Below are 22621 nucleotides of genomic sequence, written 5' to 3'. Positions count from 1 at the left end.
GTTTATATACATGATTAAAAAATTTTCAAATTTTAGCTAACATGAATAAAATTTTAATTACAGGGCATCAAAATCCTGATACGGATACCATTACCTCTGCTATTTCATTTTCTTACTTACAAAATGCCTTAGGTAAAAATACTGAGGCAGTCGCTTTAGGTACTCCTAATGAAGAAACCCAATTTGCCCTGGATTATTTTAAAATACAAGCGCCTAGAGTTATTTCTAGAGCTTCCGATGAAACGAAAGAGATTATTTTGGTAGATCACAATGAATTCCAACAATCGGTTGCAGATATTGAAGAATTGAATATTTTAGCTGTAATAGATCACCATCGTATCGCTAATTTTCATACTTCTGTTCCTCTCTATTATCGCGCTGAACCTGTGGGATGTACTCAAACTATTATTTCAAAAATTTATAAAGAAAATTCCATTGAAATCCCCGCTGATATCGCAGGTCTTATGGTATCAGGGATTATTTCCGATACGTTATTATTTAAATCTCCTACTTGCACACAAGAAGATATAGATGCGGCTCATGAATTAGCAAAAATTGCCGGTATTGAGGTTGAAAAATACGGATTTGATCTTCTTAAAGCAGGAACCAATCTTTCCAACAAATCTGCCGAAGAATTACTATCTCTGGATGCTAAATCTTTCGAAGTAAACGGAAAAAAGGTACGGGTTGCTCAAGTTAACACAATTGATTATGATGATGTATTTTCTAATAAATCCAATATAGAGGCTGCTATAACCAACCAAATTAATAAAGAAGGTTATGATCTTTTTTTACTTGTAGTGACTAATGTGTTGGATAGTGATTCAAAAATTTTAGCTATAGGTAATGCTGCTCAAGCTTCAGAAAAGGCTTTTGGAATACGACTTGAAAACGGCGAAGCTTTCCTTAAAGGGGTGGTTTCCCGTAAAAAACAAATTATTCCCCAAATAACTGAAGCATTATCCTAGATTCATCCATATTCTTAATTTTTTTAGAAGCCAAGCACTTTATTTAAAAGTGCTTGGTTTTTTCATTTTACAGTTAACACTAAAGGTTGCTAACTTATTTCAAAAAAAATATTTTACACTAATTTTTTCATACTTGACACTATTCCGTAGTGTAATGCTTCATGGGTATTGTTAAAATTTATCGCATCTTCAACGGAAGAAATCACAATGCCCATTTTTGTTTCAAATTCAGTATAAGATTCAAATTTTTTTTCATTAAAATCTTCTTCCAGTTGTTCAGCGGTGATAATTAGCTTACTTTTTAAGTAGTCAATTTCATCTTCTGTAATTACAAATCTGGGAAAAGTACCATTTTGATAGTTTTCAATCCAGTCATTGGTTATCAGCGGATTTAAACCTGACATTTTATAATGAAGAATTTGTTGAGAAACCAACGTATGGGCAACATTCCAAAAAATATTATTTTTAAATCCTTCAGGAATTTTCTGTAATTGCTCTATACTTAAATCGTCAATCTCTTGTACTAAGGATTTACGGTGTATTTTAAAAATTTCAAATTGTTTTTTCACCTCAAAAAGAATTTTAACAAAAGTATTAAAGTTATTTAACTAAACCAATGGCCCTAATCGTATCGGAATCTAAATTAGAAAAATCATTTATTATTTGATCCGCTGTAGACAAATCTTGATCACCGGAGGCTTCACTTTTATAACCTATACAAAATATACCGGCCCTATTGGCGGCAATAACGCCATTAGTCGAATCTTCAATGACAATACAGTTTTCTTTTGGTTGTCCTGATAATTTTACAGCTTCTAAAAATATAGCAGGATCGGGTTTTGATTTTGGAAAATCTTCTCCACTCACAATATGTTTAAAATAAGGAAACAATCCAAAACGATCAAAAATTTTAGTTAAGGTTACACGAGCCGAAGAAGTAGCCAAAAGTAATTGAAAATTATCTTTATATAAACTTTCGATAAGATTTCTTACACCCGGCAATAAATCTAGATCTTCATCTTCTTGAAAAATTTTATTAAAAATATTTCTTTTTTGTTGAACCAATTCCTCAACCTCTTGTTTCAAACCATATTTTTGTTTCAAATTTTGATATAAATTACGGGTAGATAATCCTCTGAACGTATCATATTCTTCCTGAGATATATCCAATCCTATAGAATGAAAATGTTTTTTAAATGACAATTCATGAATAGGCTCAGTATCTACTATTACCCCATCCATATCAAAAATAACTGTGTTTATCATAAGTTTATTTTATCTACGATTGCAGTGTAGGTTTTAATTCTGATATTTTTTAATTATTCTCAATAAAATTTGATTTATTTAAAAAATTGTGAATTTAAAGGCTCAAATTTAAGAAATATTGTTTCTACTATGTAGCCTTTACTAATATTCTAAATTTGGAATGAACCTCTACTTTATATAAATTAGTTGTAAAATTTTACACTATTTCTGAAATTTCATTTTTTTTGAAATTTTAAACTCATAAAATTAATACAAATATCCTGTATAATTATCTAAATTTGATATTTAAATTTATATATATGAAAGCGTGTATTATCGTTATTGGAGATGAAATTCTTTCCGGAAGAACTCTGGATACCAATTCTAATTTCATTGCTAAAAAACTAGATCTTACAGGGGTTTCGGTCACAGAAATTTCGACAATCTCCGACAACCCCGATTCTATAGTGACTAAATTAAAAGAAGCCTTCGCATCTGACACTAATTTTATAATAACAACCGGGGGACTGGGACCTACTAAAGATGATAAAACCAAACAAACTTTAGCAGAGTTCTTATCTGATCAATTAGTTATTAATCAACCTGCTTTGGATTACATCACTCAGATGTACTGTACAAATGGTCGAACGATGAATGATTTGACCCGTAAACAAGCTCTTGTACCTTCACATTCGGAAGTTATAATTAATAGATATGGTACAGCTCCTATCTTGTGGACAAAAAAATCAAATAAGATTTTAATCAACCTTCCGGGTGTTCCCTATGAAACCCAAGCTATGTTTGAAGAATTTATTATTCCGAAAATAAAAAAAGAATTTAACCTTCCCTTTATTGTAAGGCGTTCTGTTATTGTTGTAGATTATCTTGAAAGCGAGTTAGCCATAACGTTAACGGATTGGGAAAACAGTTTGCCTGATTTTGTGTCTTTGTCTTACTTGCCTTCGGGGGCTAGGATTGAACTTAGATTGAGTGCAAAGGGAACTGATAAAAAACTACTTGAAGAAACAATTACTAAAGAAATAAAAAAACTATCTCAAATTTTACATGAGAAATTACTCTCAACTACTACTACCAATATAATTGAAATTATTGCCGATTTTTTCTCAAAAAATAATCTTACTTTATCCATCGCTGAAAGTATTACCGGTGGAAACATATCTCATAAAATCACTTCCTTAGCGGGAAGTTCTGTTTATTATAAAGGAGGAATTACGGCTTATAGCTCTTTAATTAAGGAGAGCGTTTTAAAAATACCCGAACCCTTTATTCATACTCATAAAGTGGTTAGTGAAGAAGTAGCTAAAGAAATGGCTATTCAGTGTGCAGAGTTATTTAATTCAGATGTTGCAATATCTACTACAGGCGTTGCCGGTCCAAGTTCTGATGAATTTAACGATCCGGTAGGTTTAGCTTATATAGGTTTATATATTCATGGTAAGACCTATGTAAAAAAATATTATTATCCTCATGTTACCAGAGATGAAATGATTACTCGAATAACTAACAAAGCATTGGAATTTATTTATTTTGAAATGATTGAAAACAAATAAAAGTTGACCTACGCATTTGGTATAATTTTAGATTTTACGTAGAGATAACAAATCATCAGATTATGAAAAAAAGAAAATTAGGTCCGACTGATCTTGAGGTTTATCCATTTGCTTTTGGGGGCAATGTATTTGGTTGGACTGCCAATGAAAACACTTCTTTTGAATTATTAGATCAATATACCGAATTAGGATTTAACTTTATTGATACCGCAGATGTATATTCTGCATGGGTTCCCGGCAATAAAGGCGGAGAATCAGAAACCATCATTGGAAAATGGATGCATCAAAAAGGATCTAGAGATAAACTTGTTATTGCAACTAAAGTAGGGGCAGAAATTGACAGTACACATAAAGGGTTGAAAAAATCATATATTCTTTCAGAAGTTGAGGAATCACTAAAACGTCTTCAAACCGATTATATAGATTTATATTTTACTCATTTTGATGATCCCGACACTCCCATAGAAGAAGTATTGGATGCTTATCAGCAATTAATAAAAGAGGGTAAAATACGTTACATAGGGGTTTCCAATATGTCTCCTGAGAGAATAGTAAAATCATTGGAAATAAGTAAATCTAATAATCTACCTTCTTATTCCGTTTTACAGCCTGAATATAATCTGTATGATCGACAACCGTATGAAAAGGATTATGAACCAATTGCCGAAAAATACCAATTAGGTGTCATGACTTACTATTCTTTGGCAAGTGGTTTTCTAACCGGTAAATATCATTCGGAAGCGGATTTAAATAAAAGTAAAAGAGGTGACAGCTTAAAGAAATATTTAAACGACAGAGGCTTACGAATTATAAAAACTTTAGAGGATGTTGCCGCACGAAATACAGCTACCCCGGCTCAGGTTGCTATCGCATGGATCATCCAAAGACCGAGTATTACTACTCCTATAGCTAGTGCTTCTAAATTGGGACAATTGGATATATTAAAAGCGGTAGACCTAAATTTATCTCAAGATGATATTAATGATTTAGACATTGCCAGTAAGGTAACTTCATAAAGACAAGCGCTCAAATAATATAAAAAAAAGTATTCATCCTCTTGAATACTTTTTTTCCTTTTATAAGATAATTTAATTAATATAATCTGTTTTTATAATATAAATATAAAATTTTTCTGTCTTTTAAGCAGGTGATGAAATTTGATTTTATTTTTTCTCTGATATTATTTATTATCTTTGCAAAAAATTTTATTCAATTTCATGGAATTATACTACTCATTTTCAATCCTTATTATTTTAGCTGCTATTTTTTCATACATTAATGTAAGGTTTTTAAAATTCCCTTCTACCATCGGAATAATGATCATTGCGTTAATTATGTCAATTATTTTAGTTCTTTTAGGTAGTTTAACCTCTAAACCTTTAAATGATATTGCCTCATTAATAAAAGAATTTGATTTTACCGAAATTTTGATGGGGTGTATGTTAAATTTCCTGCTATTTGCCGGAGCTATACATATCAATATGTCGGATCTAAAGGAACAAAGGCTTCCTGTTATAATATTTTCTACTTTAGGAGTTATAATATCTGCCATCGTTGTGGGCGTAGGCCTTTATTATACATCCAATTATCTTCTTCCTCTTATAAATGTACATACAGAAATTCCTTTAATATATTGTTTACTTTTTGGTGCTTTAATTTCTCCGACAGATCCGATTGCGGTATTGAGTATATTAAAACAAGCCAATGTTTCTAAGTCTTTAGAAACAAAAATTGCAGGTGAATCTCTTCTTAATGACGGGGTAGCTGTGGTATTGTTTGCCGTATTAGCTAATCTTGCTTATAATCCCGTAGTAGTTGCCACCGGACGAATGGATTTATCATTTGCCCATATTTTTGATTTATTTCTTAGAGAAGCGGTAGGCGGATTGTTATTAGGGGCGGCTCTTGGATATCTTGCCGCTTATGCGATACGAACTTCACATGATTATAAAGTTTCGGTTTTAATTACCCTAGCGGTAGTTATGGGAGGATATCTTATTGCAAGTTCTTTGCATACGTCTGCTCCTCTTGCTATGGTGGGTGCGGGATTGATAATAGGAGAATCCAGACGAAGATTGGGTACTAGTAAAAAAAGCAGTGTGGGTACTTTCTGGGAATTAATCGATGAGGTTATGAATGCAATTTTATTCCTTTTTATGGGATTCCAACTTTTACTTATCGATGATCTAATTCATTACTGGCTACTAGGTATTATATGCATTATCATTGTTTTATTCGCCAGATTTATTTCTATTAAAATTCCAACAATGATTATTCCTTTTAAGGAAAAATTCAGCAAAGGAACTATTGCCGTTTTAGTATGGGGAGGCTTACGCGGCGGGGTTTCCATCGCATTGGCTCTTTCAGTTCCTGAGAGTGACTATAAAGAAACTATTATAGCCGTTACTTATGTGGTAGTGGTTTTCTCTATTTTAGTTCAAGGATTGACTGTTGGAAAAGTAGCAAAAGACATTCAGTAAATTACTGCATCGTAACTATTTTCAAATAGTATTAAAAATAATGATAGTATCTGCAATAATCAATACATGCAGATACTATTTTCGTTTTAACACCGATTTAATTTCCATTGGTACTTCAATTTTGTTCAATTTATAAATTGCTGCAACTTTACTTTTTATACTTATTTTTAACATACGCCAATTTAAATGGAGTATATTAAAATACAACTATGGTTTACTTATTAAATGATAAGGTAATGGCATATTTATTGTTTAAATCATAAAGAACTACAAGATTATTACACTTCCTTCAAAATTGAAATAATAGTAAACTCTAAAAAATTTTATAAATGGAAGGAATGGGTATTTTATGGTCTATAATTATTGGAATTATAGCCGGTTTTATTGCAGGTAGAATTATGCGAGGCAGTGGATTTGGAATGTTAGTTAATTTGCTTGTTGGATTAGTAGGAAGTATATTGGGAGGATGGATCTATAGTTTGTTGGGCTTTTCCAGTGGAGGTAAATTAGGAATGTTACTAATGTCTGTAATTGGTTCTGTGGTCCTTCTATGGATTATATCATTATTTAGAACAAAAAAACCTTATTAAATTATAATATGTTATGAAAAAAGTATTATTGGGTACAATCTTGGGTGCTGCTCTAGGTTATGTTGCCAGAAAAATGCAAGAAGATGGATTTCTAGATCAAGTTTCTGATGAGATAAGTAAATTTACATCCAAAACCAAAAAAAATTTTAGCAATATAGTGGATGTTGGTAAAAATGAGGCAGAGTATTTAAAAGATCGAGCGAAAAAATATGGAGAAAAAGGAGAAAGCTTTATACACGAAGAGTAATAAGAGTTAGCATAATAAGTAAGTAATAAATTGAATACATGTAAATAGCAGCTAATTAGCTGCTATTTTGTTTACCTGTCGAAATATTCTATATTTACATTTTAAATAGTATACTAGTAATTTTACTACCTTTATATTGTATGCTTTTTTACTTCATTTTAGATTTAAAATATTCATAATTAAGATAAATAAAATATGAAAGTAACAGGTACACCTATTGAATTAGGTACTGAAAATATTGGAAAACTTTTAAAACAATATGCTATTCCTGCTATTATAGCCATGATTGCTTCCTCTCTCTATAATATTACGGACAGCATTTTTATAGGACATGGTGTAGGACCTTTAGCTATTTCCGGATTAGCCATAACTTTTCCGCTTATGAATCTTGCTGCAGCTTTTGGCTCGTTAGTTGGTGCAGGTGCTGCTACCTTACTTTCCGTTCGTTTGGGACAAAAAGATTATACCACAGCCAACAGCATTTTAGGTAATGTGTTCATCATGAACTTATTTATTGGTATTTCGTTTACCATTATTTCCTTATTGTTTTTAGATCCGATATTATATTTTTTCGGTGCGAGTGAAAAGACCCTTCCCTATGCTCATGATTTTATGGTTATTATACTTTCAGGAAATGTGATCACTCATATGTATCTTGGATTAAACTCTATGTTACGTTCTTCCGGAAAACCCAGACAGTCCATGTATGCGACCATATTTACCGTACTTATAAATTTAGTTTTAAATCCTTTATTCATTTTCGTTTTTAATTGGGGTATTCGTGGGAGCGCCATTGCTACGGTAATTTCTCAAACTTCAGTATTAATTTGGCAGATTTATCTGTTTTGCGACAAAAATAATTTTATCCATATACAGAAAGGAATTTTTAAATTAAACAAATATATCGTTAAAGATTCTCTATCTATTGGTATGTCGCCGTTTTTAATGAACGCAGCTGCATCGGTGATTGTTATAATTATTAACCAGGGCCTTTTAAAATATGGTGGAGATCTTGCCGTTGGTGCTTACGGAATTGTAAATAGGATTGCTTTTTTATTTGTAACCATAGTATTGGGATTAAATCAAGGTATGCAACCTATAGCCGGTTATAATTTCGGAGCAAAACTTTATCCCAGAGTAACCCAGGTTTTGAAAAAAACAATTTTAGGAGCGACTTTGGTCATGTGTACCGGCTTCCTTGTGGTTGAATCTGTGCCTCATGCGGTTGCTTCTATTTTTACAACCGATAAAGAGTTAATTGATATTGCATCCTTAGGATTACGCATGGTATTTATTTGTTATCCGATTGTAGGTTTTCAAATTGTTACTTCTACCTTTTTCCAAAGTATCGGAATGGCTCAAAAAGCTATAATTTTATCTCTCACTCGTCAAATACTATTTTTAATTCCTTTTTTACTAATTCTACCTAAATTTTTCGGCATTGCAGGAATATGGTTAAGTATGCCTTTAGCTGATTTTTTTGCTACTATTTTGGCTGCCATTATGCTTTATAAGCAATACAAAGAATTTAATAGATATAATCCTGAAAACTAATATAAGTACGTTATGAAAGATAAATATTTTATTACCATTGGTCGACAGTTAGGAAGCGGTGGCAGACAAATCGGGAGAAAATTGGCTGATTTATTGGACATTTCATATTATGACAAAGAGATTATTAATCTGGCTTCTATTGAGAGCGGTTTAAATGCTGATATTTTTGAGCAAGCGGATGAAAAAAATTGTTATAGTTTTTTTGATAATTTTTTTGGTATGCAATTATCTAAAAACTATTTAGGAAACGAAAATTTATTTGAAATACAAAGTAAAATAATTAAAGAAGAAGCCCTTAAAGGTTCTGCTCTTTTTGTGGGTCGTTGCTCCGATTATATTTTGCGTGAATATGAGAGAAGGATAGACATATTTATTACAGCTAATAAAGAAGATCGAATTCGGAGAACATCTCAAAGAAAAAATATTTCTTTAAAAGAAGCAGAAGAATTAAACGTAAAAATAGATAAAAAGAGAAAAGAATATTATAACTTTTTTAATAAGAAAAGTTGGGGGCATGCCAGTTCTTATCATCTTTGCATCAATTCATCCGTTTTAGGGATTGATAAAAGTGTACTTCTTATTAAAAGTTTTGTAGAGCAAAAATTTGCACTTTAGTTGTTATTTATAAAGAATATACAAGCTAAAAATCTTACTTATTTTTTAAAATAATAAGGAACAATTATTGTTATAGTTCTTGTGAATATTCTTTACTTGTTAAACTTTACTGCCCGAGAATTTACGAAAAAAATATCGTGGTTGTATTCTGTATTATCAAACGATATAATTGAACAATTTAAAATTATCTTGATAATGACAAAAGTATTATATTTGAAAAAAAATAATATTACAATATGAAATTGCTTGAAGGAAAAACCGCGATTATTACCGGAGCAACCCGAGGTATTGGAAAAGGAATTGCTGAAGTATTTGCTCAAAACGGAGCAAATATAGCTTTTACTTATGCATCTTCAGTAGCTAAAGCAGAAGAGCTGGAAAAAGAATTAGGTTCTTTAACTAAAATAAAAGGATTTCAATCAGACGCTTCAGATTTTGATTCTGCTCAGAAACTTGCCGATGATGTTATAAAAGAATTCGGGCAAATTGACATTGTGGTTAATAATGCAGGTATCACTAAAGATAACCTTATATTAAGAATGAGTAAAGAGGATTGGGATGAAGTAATTCGCATCAATTTGGATTCGGTATTCAATCTTACCAAAGCAATCATAAAACCGATGATGAAGCAAAAAAAGGGTTCGATTATCAATATGAGTTCTGTAGTTGGAGTAAAAGGTAATGCAGGTCAAGCAAATTATGCTGCTTCTAAAGCAGGAATTATTGGATTTTCTAAATCCATAGCATTGGAATTAGGATCAAGAAATATTCGATGCAATGTAGTTGCTCCCGGATTTATTGAAACTGAAATGACTGAAGCTTTGGATGAAAAAACCATTCAAGAATGGAGAAATAATATTCCTTTGAAAAGAGGAGGAACTCCTGAAGATATTGCTAATGCATGTTTATATCTTGCCAGTGATTTATCAAGCTATGTAACCGGACATGTACTCAATGTCAACGGTGGAATGCTTACTTATTAAAAAATATGGATTAAAGCACGATAAACAAGAGATTAAATTTTTTTAATCTCTTTCTTTTTTAACTTAAAAAACTATGTATAGTAATAAATTATCAGTTCAACTAATTGGAGAAGTTTTATATCGATACGGAATTACGGATATCATATTATCTCCTGGATCTAGAAATGCTCCTTTAACCATACATTTTACTAATCATCAAGAATATACTTGTTACAGCATAGTGGATGAGCGATCAGCAGCATTTTTTGCGTTAGGAATGGCTCAATCAAAGAAAAAACCTGTGGCCATCTGTTGCACCAGCGGCACAGCATCCGCTAATTATTATCCGGCAATTATAGAAGCTTTTTACCAAAATATACCTATAGTCGTGCTTACTGCTGATCGACCGGAAAATTATGTAGATATTTTTGACGGTCAGACTATAAGACAAAAAAATATGTATAGCAATCATATTTATGGATCTTATCAATTGTCTGAATCAGAAAGTGAAGAATCAATTACACAAAATTTTCTAGATTTAAAAAAAGCATTGAATACTTGTGTTTTAAAATCAGGACCGATTCATATCAATATTCCATTTTCAGAACCTTTATATGAGCAAACAGATCAAATTGAAATTTCATTTGAAAAACTAACTCTTCCTGAAAAAAATTATAATTCAGATAAATACAAACACTTGTTTTCTACTTGGAACAACTTTTCTAAAAAAATGATTCTTATTGGGATGCAACAACCCAATTCGGAATTAAATCAATTACTCGAAAAATTAGCTGAGAGGGAAGATACGATTATTCTTACTGAAGTTACTTCAAATCTAAATTCTTCAAAATTTTATCCTAATATTGACCGCTATATATTTCCTTTTGGTGAAGAAGCGATGGATGATTATAAACCGGAATTACTTCTTACCATTGGTCAAAATATTGTTTCAAAAAAAATTAAAGATTTTTTACGAAAATCTAAGTTGAAGGCCCATTGGCATTTAGATGAATATTGGCATCCTGATACTTATTTTTCTTTAACTGAAAAAATTGAAGAAAATCCGGTCATTTTTTTAAAAGAATTAGTGAAAGTTCCTCCCGTTGCTTCTTCGTATTCTTTACTATGGAAACAACTTAAAGATGAGCGACAACTTAGGCATAATGATTTTATTAAAAACTTACCATTTTCCGATTTACGAGTTATAAATACTTTGGATGAAAAAATACCTGATTCATATAATCTGCAAATTTCTAACAGTTCTATGATCAGATATGCTCAGTTATTCAATTTTAACTCTAAAAATAAGATATTTTGCAATCGAGGTGCCAGCGGCATTGACGGGGCAACTTCAACGGCCGTTGGTTTCGCCGTTGCAGATACTCACCCTACTCTTTTGATTACCGGTGATATTGGTTTTTTTTATGATTCTAATGCTTTATGGAATAAATATATCCCTAATACATTTAGGATTATACTTGTAAATAATGGTGGTGGCGATATTTTCAAAATTATTCCCGGGCCCGATTCTTCCAATTCTTTAGAGGAATATTTTGTTACCCGACATAATCGTACTGCTCGATTATTGGCTCAAGAATATAATTTTGAATATATTCAAGCTCATAATCAAGAAGAACTGTTAAAACAGTTAGATTCTTTTTTTCTTTGCTCGGAAAAACCTAAATTATTGGAAATTAATACTGTTAATCATCCTAATTCACGAATTTTACGTGAATATTTCAATTATTTAAATCAGGAATAAAAACATGAGAATTAATTTATTCACCCCTATGAGGGAAGAAAATCAAAAAATTTTAGATGCTTTAAAAGTTTTTTCTAAATTAAAACATTCTTATGAGGTTATTATAACCGGTATAGGTCGTGAAAAAATTGCTAAATCCATGATTACTAAACCAAAGTCTGATTTAGATGTTTTAGTAGGATTTACAGCTATTACCGGAATTGAAAAAACGATGCCTAAAGAGTTACAAAAAGGAAGTTTAATTGAAGTGGTGGCTTCTTCGTTATACGGATATTCAGGAGAAATATTTGAAAATGGAAAATTAATACTTTCCTCATCTCATACTCATTTTCCTAAACTAAGTTCCCTTACCTCCGATAAGTTTGTTACGACTTCCAATATTCCGATCGGAACATTGATTAATATGGAAGATTATACTTTTATGCATTTGAAAAGACCCCAGGATTTTATCCTGCGTATTATCTCTGATTTTTTACCTCATCAGGAAGAAATTGATTTTTTTAAAATTATTGAAGAAATTAGTTTTTCTTCGGTAATTGAGTTTTTGGAAGGATTGAATTAATATATTGTATTTAACACCAATACAACATATTAATCATATTTGTAAATCTAGATTATATTCAATATAATATTATATAAATACTTACAACCTATTTTTTTCTTCTTCATTACCTAATTTTCTTTTTCTTAAATTTAGTTTATTATTACCTAATTTGTATACTATCGATATTTGAAAAAAATGATTAGTATCCCCATACCAGCTATACGTCTGCTTTATGTTGTTTGTAAAATCAGTATATTTGGGCTTATTGGTTTGAAAAATATCTTCTCCTGAAATAGTTATTTGCAATTTTTTTTGTAAAAAAAACATTCTAAAAGCTAAATCAATACTTTGATATGAATTTATTTTACTTATCTCATCTACTCCTTTACCACTATAGATCCATTTTATATTAAATATAAAATTTTTATTCTTGTGTAAGTAAAAGGAATTATCTGTTGAAAAATAAAATAACCAACCCATATTGCGGATTTTTCCTATTTGTGGATTATCTGACTTATATTCGGAATACTGTAAGTTCATTTCATTATTACTTTCCCACCAAGGAATTTCTGAAAATAAATAGAATATATCTAAATTGTAAGTAGATGAATTTACAGCATTCAATTGAGTAGAAACTTGTGTTTTATCAATAGTATTTAATAATGTCACATCTGTGTATTCATTTTTCACCCTTGAATAAGACAAAGACACTGATAAATCTTTATACTCATAATTTAATTCGAAATTATGTGTATAATATGGTTTTAGATCAGGATTCCCTGTTATATAGGAATTAGGGGTTAAATACTGTTTAAATGGGTTTAAAACGGAAAACTTTGGTCGATGTATTCGCCTTCCATAATTTAAGGATATTACATTTTCTTCATCAATAGTATAAGAAAGATAGGCCGTTGGAAAGAGTTTTATATAACTATTTTTGTTTATTTGTTGCAAAGTTTTAGATATGCCTTTTACCTGAGAAATCTCCATTCTCATTCCTAGCTGAGCCTTCCATTTAGCGTTAATTTCTTTAGATGTGTTCACATATAGACTTTCAATATTTTCTTGATATGTAAAATGATTACTATTGATTGTATCCGGAATTGGAACATTCTCTATATTCAAAGTATAATAAGAGTATTTATTATCAACATGGTTAAAAGAAATCTTGCCGCCATAATTAAATTTAATATTAGAAAATGGATGCTCCATATCTAGTGAGGTAGAATAATTTTCTAATTTTTGATCTAAATAATTTTTCGCTACATCCGTTTCATCAACAATTTGATCATGCAAAATATAATTTGAATGAAACATACTACGAGGTTCGTTATTAAAACTAATATAATTAATATCCAAATTTAGCAACCGCCCTATACTGTCTATTTTATATTGAGTATGAAAATTAGCAATATGTATTTGTGAATTTTCTTTTATTAAAGTTGGAGTGTGAATAATGTTATAAGATTTATTACCTTCAATATCTACCAATGAATTTCTATTCCCTATGAAATTAGATTGAGAATATGAATAATTTCCGCCTAAAGTAATATGATTATTTAATTTATAATCAAAATTTGTTCGAAATGATGGTTTTCTACTTTTATCTGTACCATTAAGTTTATTATACCACAATCCATCAGGGTAATAATAATTAATTTTATTTGTGAAATCACTAAATGTAAAATTATTAAATATATTAGCCGATAATGAGATTTTATTTTTATTAAAATTAAAATCAGCACCTTGACCGGAAGAAGTATGATGCGATTGTTTTAGATTTTCTTGCAAAGAAAGATTCCATGAATCTTTTTTTGCTTTTTTTAAAAGAATATTAATTAATCCACTATTACCCTCCGCTTCATATTTTGATGGCGGGTTCGTAATAATTTCTATACTTTTTATTGCTTCTGATGAAATACTTTGTAAATAATTAATGAGTGATTCACCTGATAATTCAACTATCCTATTATCAATCATAATTTTGACAGAGTTTTTACCTATAATTTTAATATTACTTCCATCAAACTTTAATTTAGGGGTCTTCTTCAATACATCAAGAGCAGTACCTGAAGAGGAGGCAATAGATTTTTCGACGTTGAAAACCATTCTGTCTATTTTTCGCTCAATTAGTTTTTTATTTCCTGTTACTAATACTTGCTCTAATTCTTTAGTTGGGAATATTTTTATTTCTCCTAAATCAATATCTTCTTTTACATCCAAATTTTTCTTATAAATACTTTTACCCCACTGTCTTACATTTAAAGTATAAACACCTTGCGATATATCATTAATGATAAAAAAACCGTCTTCTTCTAGAATAGTATTTTTAATTATAGAATCATGTTTATATAATAATATCTCGGCTAAATTTTCAATAGCTGAATTTTCGATACTTATTTTCCCTTTTATTTTAAAAGACTGAGAAAAAGATATATAAAAAGAAAATAATAGAATTGTAAGATATTTAAATTTCATAATAACATTCTCATTCAAAGGCGCAAAACTATAATAATAAAACAATAAACCAAACAATTTTATTCGTTTTGATACATTATATCAATTTAGAATAATTCTAAATATTATCAAAATAAGATAAATCATGAATTTATTTCACTTGAAATTACTTTATCCTTATTTTTATCTTGAAAAAAGTAATATATTTTTATTTTATCTTACAATAATTTTAAAATATGATTTATATCATGCTTGAAATATGAATTTTATTACTTAAGAAATATTTGTAATAAAATCAATATTTACAATTAAATTCTTGAACTTAACTGTTTTATAAGTTTTTTTTAATTTCTGTTTTTAAGTAATTAAAAATTAAGTTTACTACTCATAAACTATATTTTGAAGTATATCAAAAAATTAAGGTAAGTGATGTTATTTTAATATGAATTTATTTTTTTAATCATTTTCTTTTCACTATAAAAGTTTAAAAAAAATTTATTGAAATATAATTTGAATCGATTATATACTTTAAAATTTAATCAATATTTAAAGAGCATATTTACATTTGCTTTTAGACTACATTAAAATAATCTTATTTTCAATGTGTTTATAATGTTGAAATATATAAAAGGAAGAATATTTCATTAGGATCGTTTATTATTATCGTTTCAATCTTGTAGTTATTATAAATAATTTTTTTTGTTAATGAGTTTTTAGGAAGGCATGAATTAATATAAATTTTGTACCCAATTCCAATTGATTTTTAACCAAATTATAATAATTTGACCTTAATTTTACTAATTGGCTATGATTTCCTGTTTTTTTAAATTTATACTCTTTTTAAAGATAAAAATTGATTGTCTTATAAATATCAGATAGCTTATTTAGCTCTGCTTTGTTCTTCCTCATTACCTGTTTTAATAGACTTTGATTTTATTGAATTATTTCCAAAATTATATTTTATCGAAAACCGTAAATTTTGTGAAAATTCATAATCAGTAATTTTATTCTTATTTTGATTGTATACACTATATACTTTATATTTAAATGTTTTAAAAATATCATTGGCATATAAGGAAAGCACTAATTTTTTATCAAGAAACAGACATTTCAATCCTGCACCAAAATTTGAAAAGGATTTCAATTTATCCGTCCCATCATACTGAGGAAAATTATATTGATATACTATGGTAAAATATGCAGTTTTATTTCTATTTAGAAATAAATTATTATTTGTCTCTAAACTTGAACTTATAGTATTATTTGAATTAAAACCTTCAATTTTAGATTTATTTTCTTTATAAAATAAATTTAATGTAAGAGTACTTTCCCAAAATTTAAATGTATTGAATACATAATTTTGATTTAGACCTACGGAATACTCGTTGACACTGTTTTCAAATTTATAATGCAAAAAATTAGTGTCGTCCTCTTTTAAGTAATTTACCATATTTATAACATCTTCCGCTTTATAAAAATAAATCCCACTTGTCCACTTATTTTTCCAGGTATAATTCAATTCTAAATTATCTGAATTTGAAGAATGTAGATATGGATTACCTGCTTGTGTTGTATTTTTATTTATATGAAGAACAAACGGATTTAATGCCCTATACCAAGGTCTATTTATACGTCTTGTATAGGTAAATGTAAAAGTATTTTTTTCATTTAACACATACGATAAATAAAAGCTCGGAAACAATTCAATTGAATTAGATTTATATTCTTCTTTAGATACTATGGAATTAATTTTGCTTTGAAAGCTTTCCAATCGTAATCCGATTTGTATTTCCCATTTATCCAAAATTTTTCTTTTCCCTGAAAAATAAATTGCTTGAATGTTTTCTTTATATTCCAAAAGATCTTTGTATTTTTCTTGAAAATCATTTTTTCCTTCTTTATTTTCACTATAGCCTATATTATTAGTTATTTTACTATGCGATAATTTAATTCCATAATCTATTCCCAAATTTTTTAATTTTTGCTCTATATCTAAATTTCCAGAATAATTTGAAATTTTTTGATTATTTGTATCCAGAGAGGCAAAATCGTTTGTAGGTAAATACGAATCAAAATCTATATAATCTTTTGAATTTAAAATTGCATTTTCTTTTCTCGTATTTTTAAAATAATTCAAATTAAATTTAATCTTACTTCCCAGACTATCCAATTTATAGTGTGTGTAAAAATTCGAATAAAAGTTTTCTCTTTCTTCAATTTCTTTTGACACACTATTCGTCAGAATATTTGGATTTAATAAATTATTTTGATATTGTTTATTATACAGATTTAAAGAACCTTCTGTTTTCTTATACAATAAGTGAACACCTAAATTTAATTTCTCTATTATTTGATAATCCAAATCAAGGTTTCCATTAAAGTATTTTTTTAGCTTAAAATTACTATTAATATAATTATTGATATTTTTATCAGTAAATTCACTATATTTATTGATCAATTGTGAAAAATTTTTACCATTATAAAAATCTATAGCAGTATTGAATGTAAGTTTTTTATAATTAAATGTAAATCCTAAATTTTCATTAAATAACGCATATTTAGCCTGTTTATAAGTCCCACCAATATAACTGTTCCAATTATTCTTTTTACTTGTTTTTAAAACAATATTTATTAATCCCGAATTTCCTTCAGCATCGTATTTCGCGGGAGGCGCGGTGATCACTTCAATTTTCTTAATATTATCAGATGAAATGGATTTTAAATAATTAATTAAATCATCATCAGATAGTGGAATGATCTTATCATTAACTAATACTTTCAAGCTACTTTTACCGACCATGGATATTTGATCATTTTTAACTTGTATTCCCGGGGTTAATTTCAATACATCCAAACCATCTCCTCCTGAGGTTGCAGCTGAATTTTCAACATTAAATATAGTTCGATCTATTTTTCGCTCAATTAGTTTTTTATTTCCTGTAACTACTATCTGCTGTAATTTTACACCGGTAGACAGATTAATTATTCCTAAGTCTGTATTTTCTTTTATTATTAACGATTTGGAATATAATTCTTCATTATCTTCTTTAATTTTTAACTCGTATAATCCTTCGTATAAATTTCTAAAATTAAAGTTTTTATGATCATCTATCTCTGAAGTAATGATAATAGAATCTTGCTTGATCAAATATATTTTGTATTTATTTTCAAATATATTTTCATTTAATTCAAGCCTCCCTTTAAGAGTAATTTCTTGAGAATATGAATAATTACATACTAATATGATAACAAATAAATAGAAAATTTTCATAGTTTTTGTTATAAAAATTATGGCAAATTTATATCAATAAATATTATTTATAACGAGATGTTATATATTTTAAACATATTATTAAATGTTATAATATATTTTTAAAAAATTTGAGATAAAATTTAAAGATAATTTATTTTAATTTTAATCAAAACCAATATAAAACAGATATTTTATCCCTATTATTTATTTTGTGTTTTTATGATTTTTATCATATAAAATATGTTGTTTTTTTATAATTTTAATTTATTATAAACTTAATGTTTATTTTTTTAGTCGATTGATATAATTTTTTGAATTATCTATGATATTTATATAGTATAAAAGAACTAGACCTCTTTATAAAATTATTGAAGAAATTAGTTTTTCTTCGGTAATTGAGTTTTTGGAAGGATTGAATTAATTTAGCATTATGTACCCAATTCCAATTGATTTTTAACCAAATTATAGTAATTTGACCTTAATTTTACTAATTGGCTATGATTTCCTGTCTCTACTATTTGACCGTTTTTTAAAACTACTATTTGATCTGCATTTTTAACCGTTGACAATCGATGAGCTATAATTATCACGGTTTTACCTTTAAAAAATTCTTGTAAATTGGCATGAATAATCCTTTCATTTTCAGAATCTAAAGCAGAAGTAGCTTCATCAAAAAATAAATATTCAGGATTTTTATAAACAGCCCTCGCTATAAGGATTCTTTGTTTTTGTCCGCCCGATAATTCTATCCCGGCATTTCCGACACGAGTGAAATAATGCATCGGTAAGTTTTCTATAAAATCTTGTATTCCCGCTATTTTTGCTGCTTTTCTAAGTTTGTCTACATCATAGCTTTTTCCGGACATGGAAATATTACTTGCAATGGTATCACTAAAGATGGTTCCATTTTGAAGCACTGTTCCACATCGCTCTCTCCATTCTTCGGCATTTATATCATTCATGGAACAGGTATCTAAATATATTCCTCCTTTTTTTATAGGATAGTACGATAATAATAATTTCAACAGAGTTGTTTTACCACTTCCACTAGCGCCGACAATAGCCGTTATGGAGTTTTTAGGTATTACCATATGTATATCCTTTAGTATAAAGGGATTATGGGTTCCCGGATATTTGAAGGACACGTGATCAATATAAATATTTTGAATAACGCAATTTTTTATGTGTTTTTTATTTTGAGAATCTTCATCAGGTATTTCATAGATTAGTTCAATTCTTTTATTGGCAATAATGGTATCTTGTGTATCACGAAGAAACATAATTAAATTTTGTAATGGTGTTGAAAGTTGTCCTATGACATAGGATATTCCCATTAAAGTTCCCAAAGACATTTGGTCCTCTATGATAAATGTTGCACAAAATGCTATGGCAATAATTTCTTTTAATTTGGAAAGTGTATCTACTCCAAAAAGCTGATAGGTATTTAAAAGTAACAATTTAATTTCCAATCGGTTTAATTTATCTTGAGTAGAAATAATTCGATCAATAATTTTTTCCTGAGCATTATTAATTTTTATCTCAGGCATATTCATTATGAATTCGTATATATTATTGCTGTTTTCTGATCTTTTTAAAAATGATGCATATTCAATTATATTTCGTTTATTAAAAAAAATAGAAAACCACAATACTGAAATTATTGACAATACTAGATATACACAAAATATGGTTATGCTAAAATATGCCAATACACAGCTAAAAACAACCACATTTAAAAAACTCAATAGTAAAGTAACCCCTTTCCAAGTAAAAAACCGTTGAATGGTTTGCTGATCTTCCAACCGTTGTAGAATTTCCGTGTTAATTTGAGTGTCAAAGAAAACTATGGGTAAACGTAATATTTTTAAAAGTAATGTTTTTCGTAATTCAATACTTAATATGAAATTTAGCTTAGTAAGCACAATTTGACTAAAAAAGTCTGAGGCAAAATTAGACATGAACAAAATAAATTGCGCTAATAAAAGATAATAAACTACTCGTAATGATTTTGAAGAAATTCCTAAATCAATAATGTTCTGAAAGGTAAAGGGAATGAACCAATTCGTCACTAATCCTATGAAAACTAAAAATATAGCAAGGAAATAGTTACGTTTATGATTTTTTAAAAACCTATACGTATATTTTATTATACTGGATTGAAACAAACTTTTATTTTTTACACTATCAATTTTTATAGTGCAAAAATTTTCAGAAGGTTCTAAAAATAAAACGATCCCCTTAGTATTGTTTTCTTTCCACTCAGTTATAAAAGATTCTCTATCTAGTACTACCTTACCATAACTGGGATCTGCTAAATGATAATAAACTTGATTTTTCTTTTTAACTATTTTTTCTAAAACTACAAAATGACTTTGTTTCCAATATAAAATATAAGGCGTGGGAATTTCATCTAATTCTTCAACTGTTAATTTTAACGCATGGGCTGTTAATCCTAATTTTTCGGAGACATCCACGAGATCTTGTACAGATACTCCAATACGAGTAAATTCAAAAAAAGATTTAATATAATTAAGTGAAGTTTTTTTGCCAAAATAGCTCATGATCATAGCTAGACAGGCTGCTCCGCAATCGCTGCTTTCGAGTTGATTATAAAATTGTAAACGATGCCTTTTATTTATTCGCATTCTCTAAAATTTCACTTATTTTATTTCTTATAACCTTTTCTTTTTCTGTTTCATCCCATGAATACACACAATACTCTCTATTAGCGGCCAGACTTTCCAAGGCAGTTTGAGAACATCCCCCATTACATAAAGGTAAAATTTTACATTCTAAGCATGGACGATTCTTGAACTTTGAATTCATTCGTTTATTTAATGAGTCATTTTCCCAAAATAATTCTCCGTTTTCCGTTAAATATCCTTCCCTATTTTTAGTTGAGAAATCACGGGCCGTGCATTTAAATATATCTCCGTTATAATTGATAACAACACTATTTTTTTTATCTGCATAGCATGAATTTCGAAGGGTATCCGGGCTGTATTCATGGCACGAGGTTTTCCCTCCTTTGCTATTTATTTGATTCATTTCTTTATCAGCAATATCTTGTGTCTGATCTATTTTTTTATTTTGCCATACTCTATGAAAATCGAATTTTAAAAATTGAGTTTTAATATCTTCTTCGACATCTTCAAAATCGTCATAAATTTTGTTTGCATTAAAAATATTTGAATCAGTGAAATTTATTCTAACATTCACATAGAATTTATTTTTTATCAAGTTTTTTATATTTGAAACAATTTTATCATAAGAACCCTTATTTTGACTTATATAGCGCACTTTATTATGTTCTTCTTTATGACCATCTAAGGTGATTTGTAAATTGCATCGGATGTTTTTATCCAAGAAAAAATTTATAAATTCTTGATTTGCTAAATATCCATTAGTAGTGAAAGATGTATAAGCATTTATATTTTTCTCTGTACATCTTTCTAAATAATAATTAATTATAGGAATTACATTTTTATTAAAATATAATAAAGGTTCTCCGCCAAAAAATGAAATATTCATATTTTTTAAATCCTTATTATTGGTAATGGTATCTATCAACTTTTTGATTTTAGAAAGTCCATTTTCATCTAACCTTGAACTTTTTACCAGATTTTCATAACAATACCAACATTTAAAATTGCAATTCATAGTTGGATTGATAGTTAATAAAAACAATGAATTATCTTCATCAATGCTTTTACTTATTTTTTTTATTTCATCCAGCTCATCTATTTCATCATTAATAATAAATTTTTCTTCTACCATATAATTGAAAAACTCCGGATGAATCTCTTTTAGCTCTGATGTTTTATACATTTCCATTAATTCTTTAAGTTCAGATTGTATAAAAAGTAATCGTTGCTCAAGGGTATTATATAAAACATATTGCTCTCCATATGGTAAGCATACATTATAATGACTATATTTCATAGAATGTATTTCCATTATATTTATTTAATTTATTAAGTTCTCTTCTATTACTAATTTTGAAAAATAAAATCCATTTATTTGCTTTATACTTATTTTATACTTATATTATATTGTATTTACATTTAGATGATCGTTATAGTAAATCTTATTATTCGTTATATATTAATAAAAAATGATTGATAGATTAATATTTTAATAAGATTTAAGAAGTCATGATAATTCATTTGATTATAAATTGAGTGCTTATAGGCAAAAATTAGTTTTGTTTAACTTTGACTCTAATATTTTAATATAACTATGCGAGTATTAACAATACATCTGTTTTACTCACCCAAACATATCAATAAAGCTTTATAAAATACACCTAACAATTTTTTAGACTTATTTTATAGTCCATAACAGAGTATTGCTGCTAACAATACTCTGTAAGG

General features: G+C 28.4%; 17 protein-coding genes. 11 read left to right on the top strand and 6 right to left on the bottom strand.

What is annotated here, in order from left to right; all coding sequences use genetic code 11:
• Window positions 1-41 precede the first annotated feature (41 nt).
• Window positions 42-968 (top strand): manganese-dependent inorganic pyrophosphatase, encoded by a 927-nt coding sequence (locus GYM73_RS02230; RefSeq protein ID WP_220234014.1) that lies wholly within the window; start codon window positions 42-44, stop codon window positions 966-968.
• Window positions 969-1081: 113 nt separating this feature from the next.
• Here GYM73_RS02230 and GYM73_RS02225 read toward each other — a convergent pair whose 3' ends face one another.
• Both GYM73_RS02225 and GYM73_RS02220 read right to left on the bottom strand, forming a co-directional pair.
• Complete coding sequence (locus GYM73_RS02225) at window positions 1082-1537, bottom strand: DinB family protein (protein ID WP_220234013.1); 456 nt, start codon at window positions 1535-1537, stop codon at window positions 1082-1084.
• A gap of 31 nt (window positions 1538-1568) precedes the next feature.
• On the bottom strand, window positions 1569-2234 hold the full coding sequence (locus tag GYM73_RS02220) for an HAD family phosphatase (protein WP_160542606.1): 666 nt from the start codon (window positions 2232-2234) through the stop codon (window positions 1569-1571).
• A 299-nt stretch (window positions 2235-2533) separates the two neighbouring features.
• Here GYM73_RS02220 and GYM73_RS02215 point away from each other — a divergent pair, with 299 nt between their 5' ends.
• From GYM73_RS02215 to GYM73_RS02170, 10 genes are all read left to right on the top strand, one after another.
• Entirely contained in the window at window positions 2534-3784 is a 1251-nt protein-coding gene (locus GYM73_RS02215; RefSeq protein ID WP_220234012.1) for a CinA family nicotinamide mononucleotide deamidase-related protein, read from the top strand.
• Window positions 3785-3846: 62 nt separating this feature from the next.
• The gene (locus GYM73_RS02210) at window positions 3847-4800 is read left to right on the top strand and encodes an aldo/keto reductase (protein ID WP_160542608.1); all 954 of its coding nucleotides are present in this window, start codon (window positions 3847-3849) and stop codon (window positions 4798-4800) included.
• Window positions 4801-5001: 201 nt separating this feature from the next.
• A complete protein-coding gene (locus GYM73_RS02205) occupies window positions 5002-6264 on the top strand; it encodes a sodium:proton antiporter (protein WP_105297211.1) in 1263 nt (420 codons plus the stop codon).
• Between the two features lie 329 nt (window positions 6265-6593).
• A complete protein-coding gene (locus GYM73_RS02200) occupies window positions 6594-6854 on the top strand; it encodes a GlsB/YeaQ/YmgE family stress response membrane protein (protein WP_220234011.1) in 261 nt (86 codons plus the stop codon).
• Window positions 6855-6867: 13 nt separating this feature from the next.
• Entirely contained in the window at window positions 6868-7101 is a 234-nt protein-coding gene (locus tag GYM73_RS02195) for a hypothetical protein (RefSeq protein ID WP_105297212.1), read from the top strand.
• A gap of 195 nt (window positions 7102-7296) precedes the next feature.
• The gene (locus GYM73_RS02190; RefSeq protein WP_160542610.1) at window positions 7297-8655 is read left to right on the top strand and encodes an MATE family efflux transporter; all 1359 of its coding nucleotides are present in this window, start codon (window positions 7297-7299) and stop codon (window positions 8653-8655) included.
• 12 nt (window positions 8656-8667) lie between these two features.
• Window positions 8668-9270, top strand: coding sequence for an AAA family ATPase (locus GYM73_RS02185; RefSeq protein ID WP_160542611.1), 603 nt, complete (start codon window positions 8668-8670; stop codon window positions 9268-9270).
• Window positions 9271-9506: 236 nt separating this feature from the next.
• The gene (fabG, locus tag GYM73_RS02180; protein WP_160557330.1) at window positions 9507-10253 is read left to right on the top strand and encodes a 3-oxoacyl-[acyl-carrier-protein] reductase; all 747 of its coding nucleotides are present in this window, start codon (window positions 9507-9509) and stop codon (window positions 10251-10253) included.
• A gap of 73 nt (window positions 10254-10326) precedes the next feature.
• Window positions 10327-11994 (top strand): 2-succinyl-5-enolpyruvyl-6-hydroxy-3-cyclohexene-1-carboxylic-acid synthase, encoded by a 1668-nt coding sequence (gene menD / locus GYM73_RS02175; protein WP_160557331.1) that lies wholly within the window; start codon window positions 10327-10329, stop codon window positions 11992-11994.
• A 4-nt stretch (window positions 11995-11998) separates the two neighbouring features.
• Window positions 11999-12556, top strand: a complete 558-nt coding sequence (locus GYM73_RS02170; RefSeq protein WP_255571002.1) for a hypothetical protein — start codon at window positions 11999-12001, stop codon at window positions 12554-12556.
• An 81-nt stretch (window positions 12557-12637) separates the two neighbouring features.
• Here the strand turns inward: GYM73_RS02170 and GYM73_RS02165 are convergent, their stop codons facing one another.
• The 4 genes from GYM73_RS02165 to GYM73_RS02150 all read right to left on the bottom strand — a co-directional run bounded on the left by GYM73_RS02165 (window position 12638) and on the right by GYM73_RS02150 (window position 22205).
• A complete protein-coding gene (locus tag GYM73_RS02165; RefSeq protein WP_220234010.1) occupies window positions 12638-15016 on the bottom strand; it encodes an outer membrane beta-barrel family protein in 2379 nt (792 codons plus the stop codon).
• An 859-nt stretch (window positions 15017-15875) separates the two neighbouring features.
• Window positions 15876-18266, bottom strand: a complete 2391-nt coding sequence (locus GYM73_RS02160; protein WP_220234009.1) for an outer membrane beta-barrel family protein — start codon at window positions 18264-18266, stop codon at window positions 15876-15878.
• A gap of 410 nt (window positions 18267-18676) precedes the next feature.
• Window positions 18677-20893, bottom strand: a complete 2217-nt coding sequence (locus GYM73_RS02155; RefSeq protein WP_220234008.1) for a peptidase domain-containing ABC transporter — start codon at window positions 20891-20893, stop codon at window positions 18677-18679.
• Window positions 20880-22205: a radical SAM/SPASM domain-containing protein gene (locus GYM73_RS02150; RefSeq protein ID WP_220234007.1), complete on the bottom strand. Its 1326-nt coding sequence runs from the start codon at window positions 22203-22205 to the stop codon at window positions 20880-20882. The genes GYM73_RS02155 and GYM73_RS02150 overlap by 14 nt, the downstream gene beginning before the upstream one ends.
• Window positions 22206-22621 lie beyond the last annotated feature (416 nt).

It is taken from the genome of Apibacter sp. ESL0432 (genome assembly GCF_019469225.1).
Classification (GTDB): domain Bacteria; phylum Bacteroidota; class Bacteroidia; order Flavobacteriales; family Weeksellaceae; genus Apibacter.
This window is presented reverse-complemented; position numbering and strand designations above follow the sequence as displayed.

What these genes read in the sequence shown, in the direction of transcription:
- fabG (WP_160557330.1), top strand. Translation starts at nt 9,507, where the DNA reads ATGAAATTGCTTGAAGGAAAAACCGCGATTATTACCGGAGCAACCCGA.
- menD (WP_160557331.1), top strand. Translation starts at nt 10,327, where the DNA reads ATGTATAGTAATAAATTATCAGTTCAACTAATTGGAGAAGTTTTATAT.
- GYM73_RS02190 (WP_160542610.1), top strand. Translation starts at nt 7,297, where the DNA reads ATGAAAGTAACAGGTACACCTATTGAATTAGGTACTGAAAATATTGGA.
- GYM73_RS02160 (WP_220234009.1), bottom strand. Translation starts at nt 18,266, where the DNA reads ATGAAAATTTTCTATTTATTTGTTATCATATTAGTATGTAATTATTCA.
- GYM73_RS02200 (WP_220234011.1), top strand. Translation starts at nt 6,594, where the DNA reads ATGGAAGGAATGGGTATTTTATGGTCTATAATTATTGGAATTATAGCC.
- GYM73_RS02165 (WP_220234010.1), bottom strand. Translation starts at nt 15,016, where the DNA reads ATGAAATTTAAATATCTTACAATTCTATTATTTTCTTTTTATATATCT.
- GYM73_RS02170 (WP_255571002.1), top strand. Translation starts at nt 11,999, where the DNA reads ATGAGAATTAATTTATTCACCCCTATGAGGGAAGAAAATCAAAAAATT.
- GYM73_RS02210 (WP_160542608.1), top strand. Translation starts at nt 3,847, where the DNA reads ATGAAAAAAAGAAAATTAGGTCCGACTGATCTTGAGGTTTATCCATTT.
- GYM73_RS02215 (WP_220234012.1), top strand. Translation starts at nt 2,534, where the DNA reads ATGAAAGCGTGTATTATCGTTATTGGAGATGAAATTCTTTCCGGAAGA.
- GYM73_RS02185 (WP_160542611.1), top strand. Translation starts at nt 8,668, where the DNA reads ATGAAAGATAAATATTTTATTACCATTGGTCGACAGTTAGGAAGCGGT.
- GYM73_RS02155 (WP_220234008.1), bottom strand. Translation starts at nt 20,893, where the DNA reads ATGCGAATAAATAAAAGGCATCGTTTACAATTTTATAATCAACTCGAA.
- GYM73_RS02150 (WP_220234007.1), bottom strand. Translation starts at nt 22,205, where the DNA reads ATGGAAATACATTCTATGAAATATAGTCATTATAATGTATGCTTACCA.
- GYM73_RS02195 (WP_105297212.1), top strand. Translation starts at nt 6,868, where the DNA reads ATGAAAAAAGTATTATTGGGTACAATCTTGGGTGCTGCTCTAGGTTAT.
- GYM73_RS02220 (WP_160542606.1), bottom strand. Translation starts at nt 2,234, where the DNA reads ATGATAAACACAGTTATTTTTGATATGGATGGGGTAATAGTAGATACT.
- GYM73_RS02205 (WP_105297211.1), top strand. Translation starts at nt 5,002, where the DNA reads ATGGAATTATACTACTCATTTTCAATCCTTATTATTTTAGCTGCTATT.
- GYM73_RS02230 (WP_220234014.1), top strand. Translation starts at nt 42, where the DNA reads ATGAATAAAATTTTAATTACAGGGCATCAAAATCCTGATACGGATACC.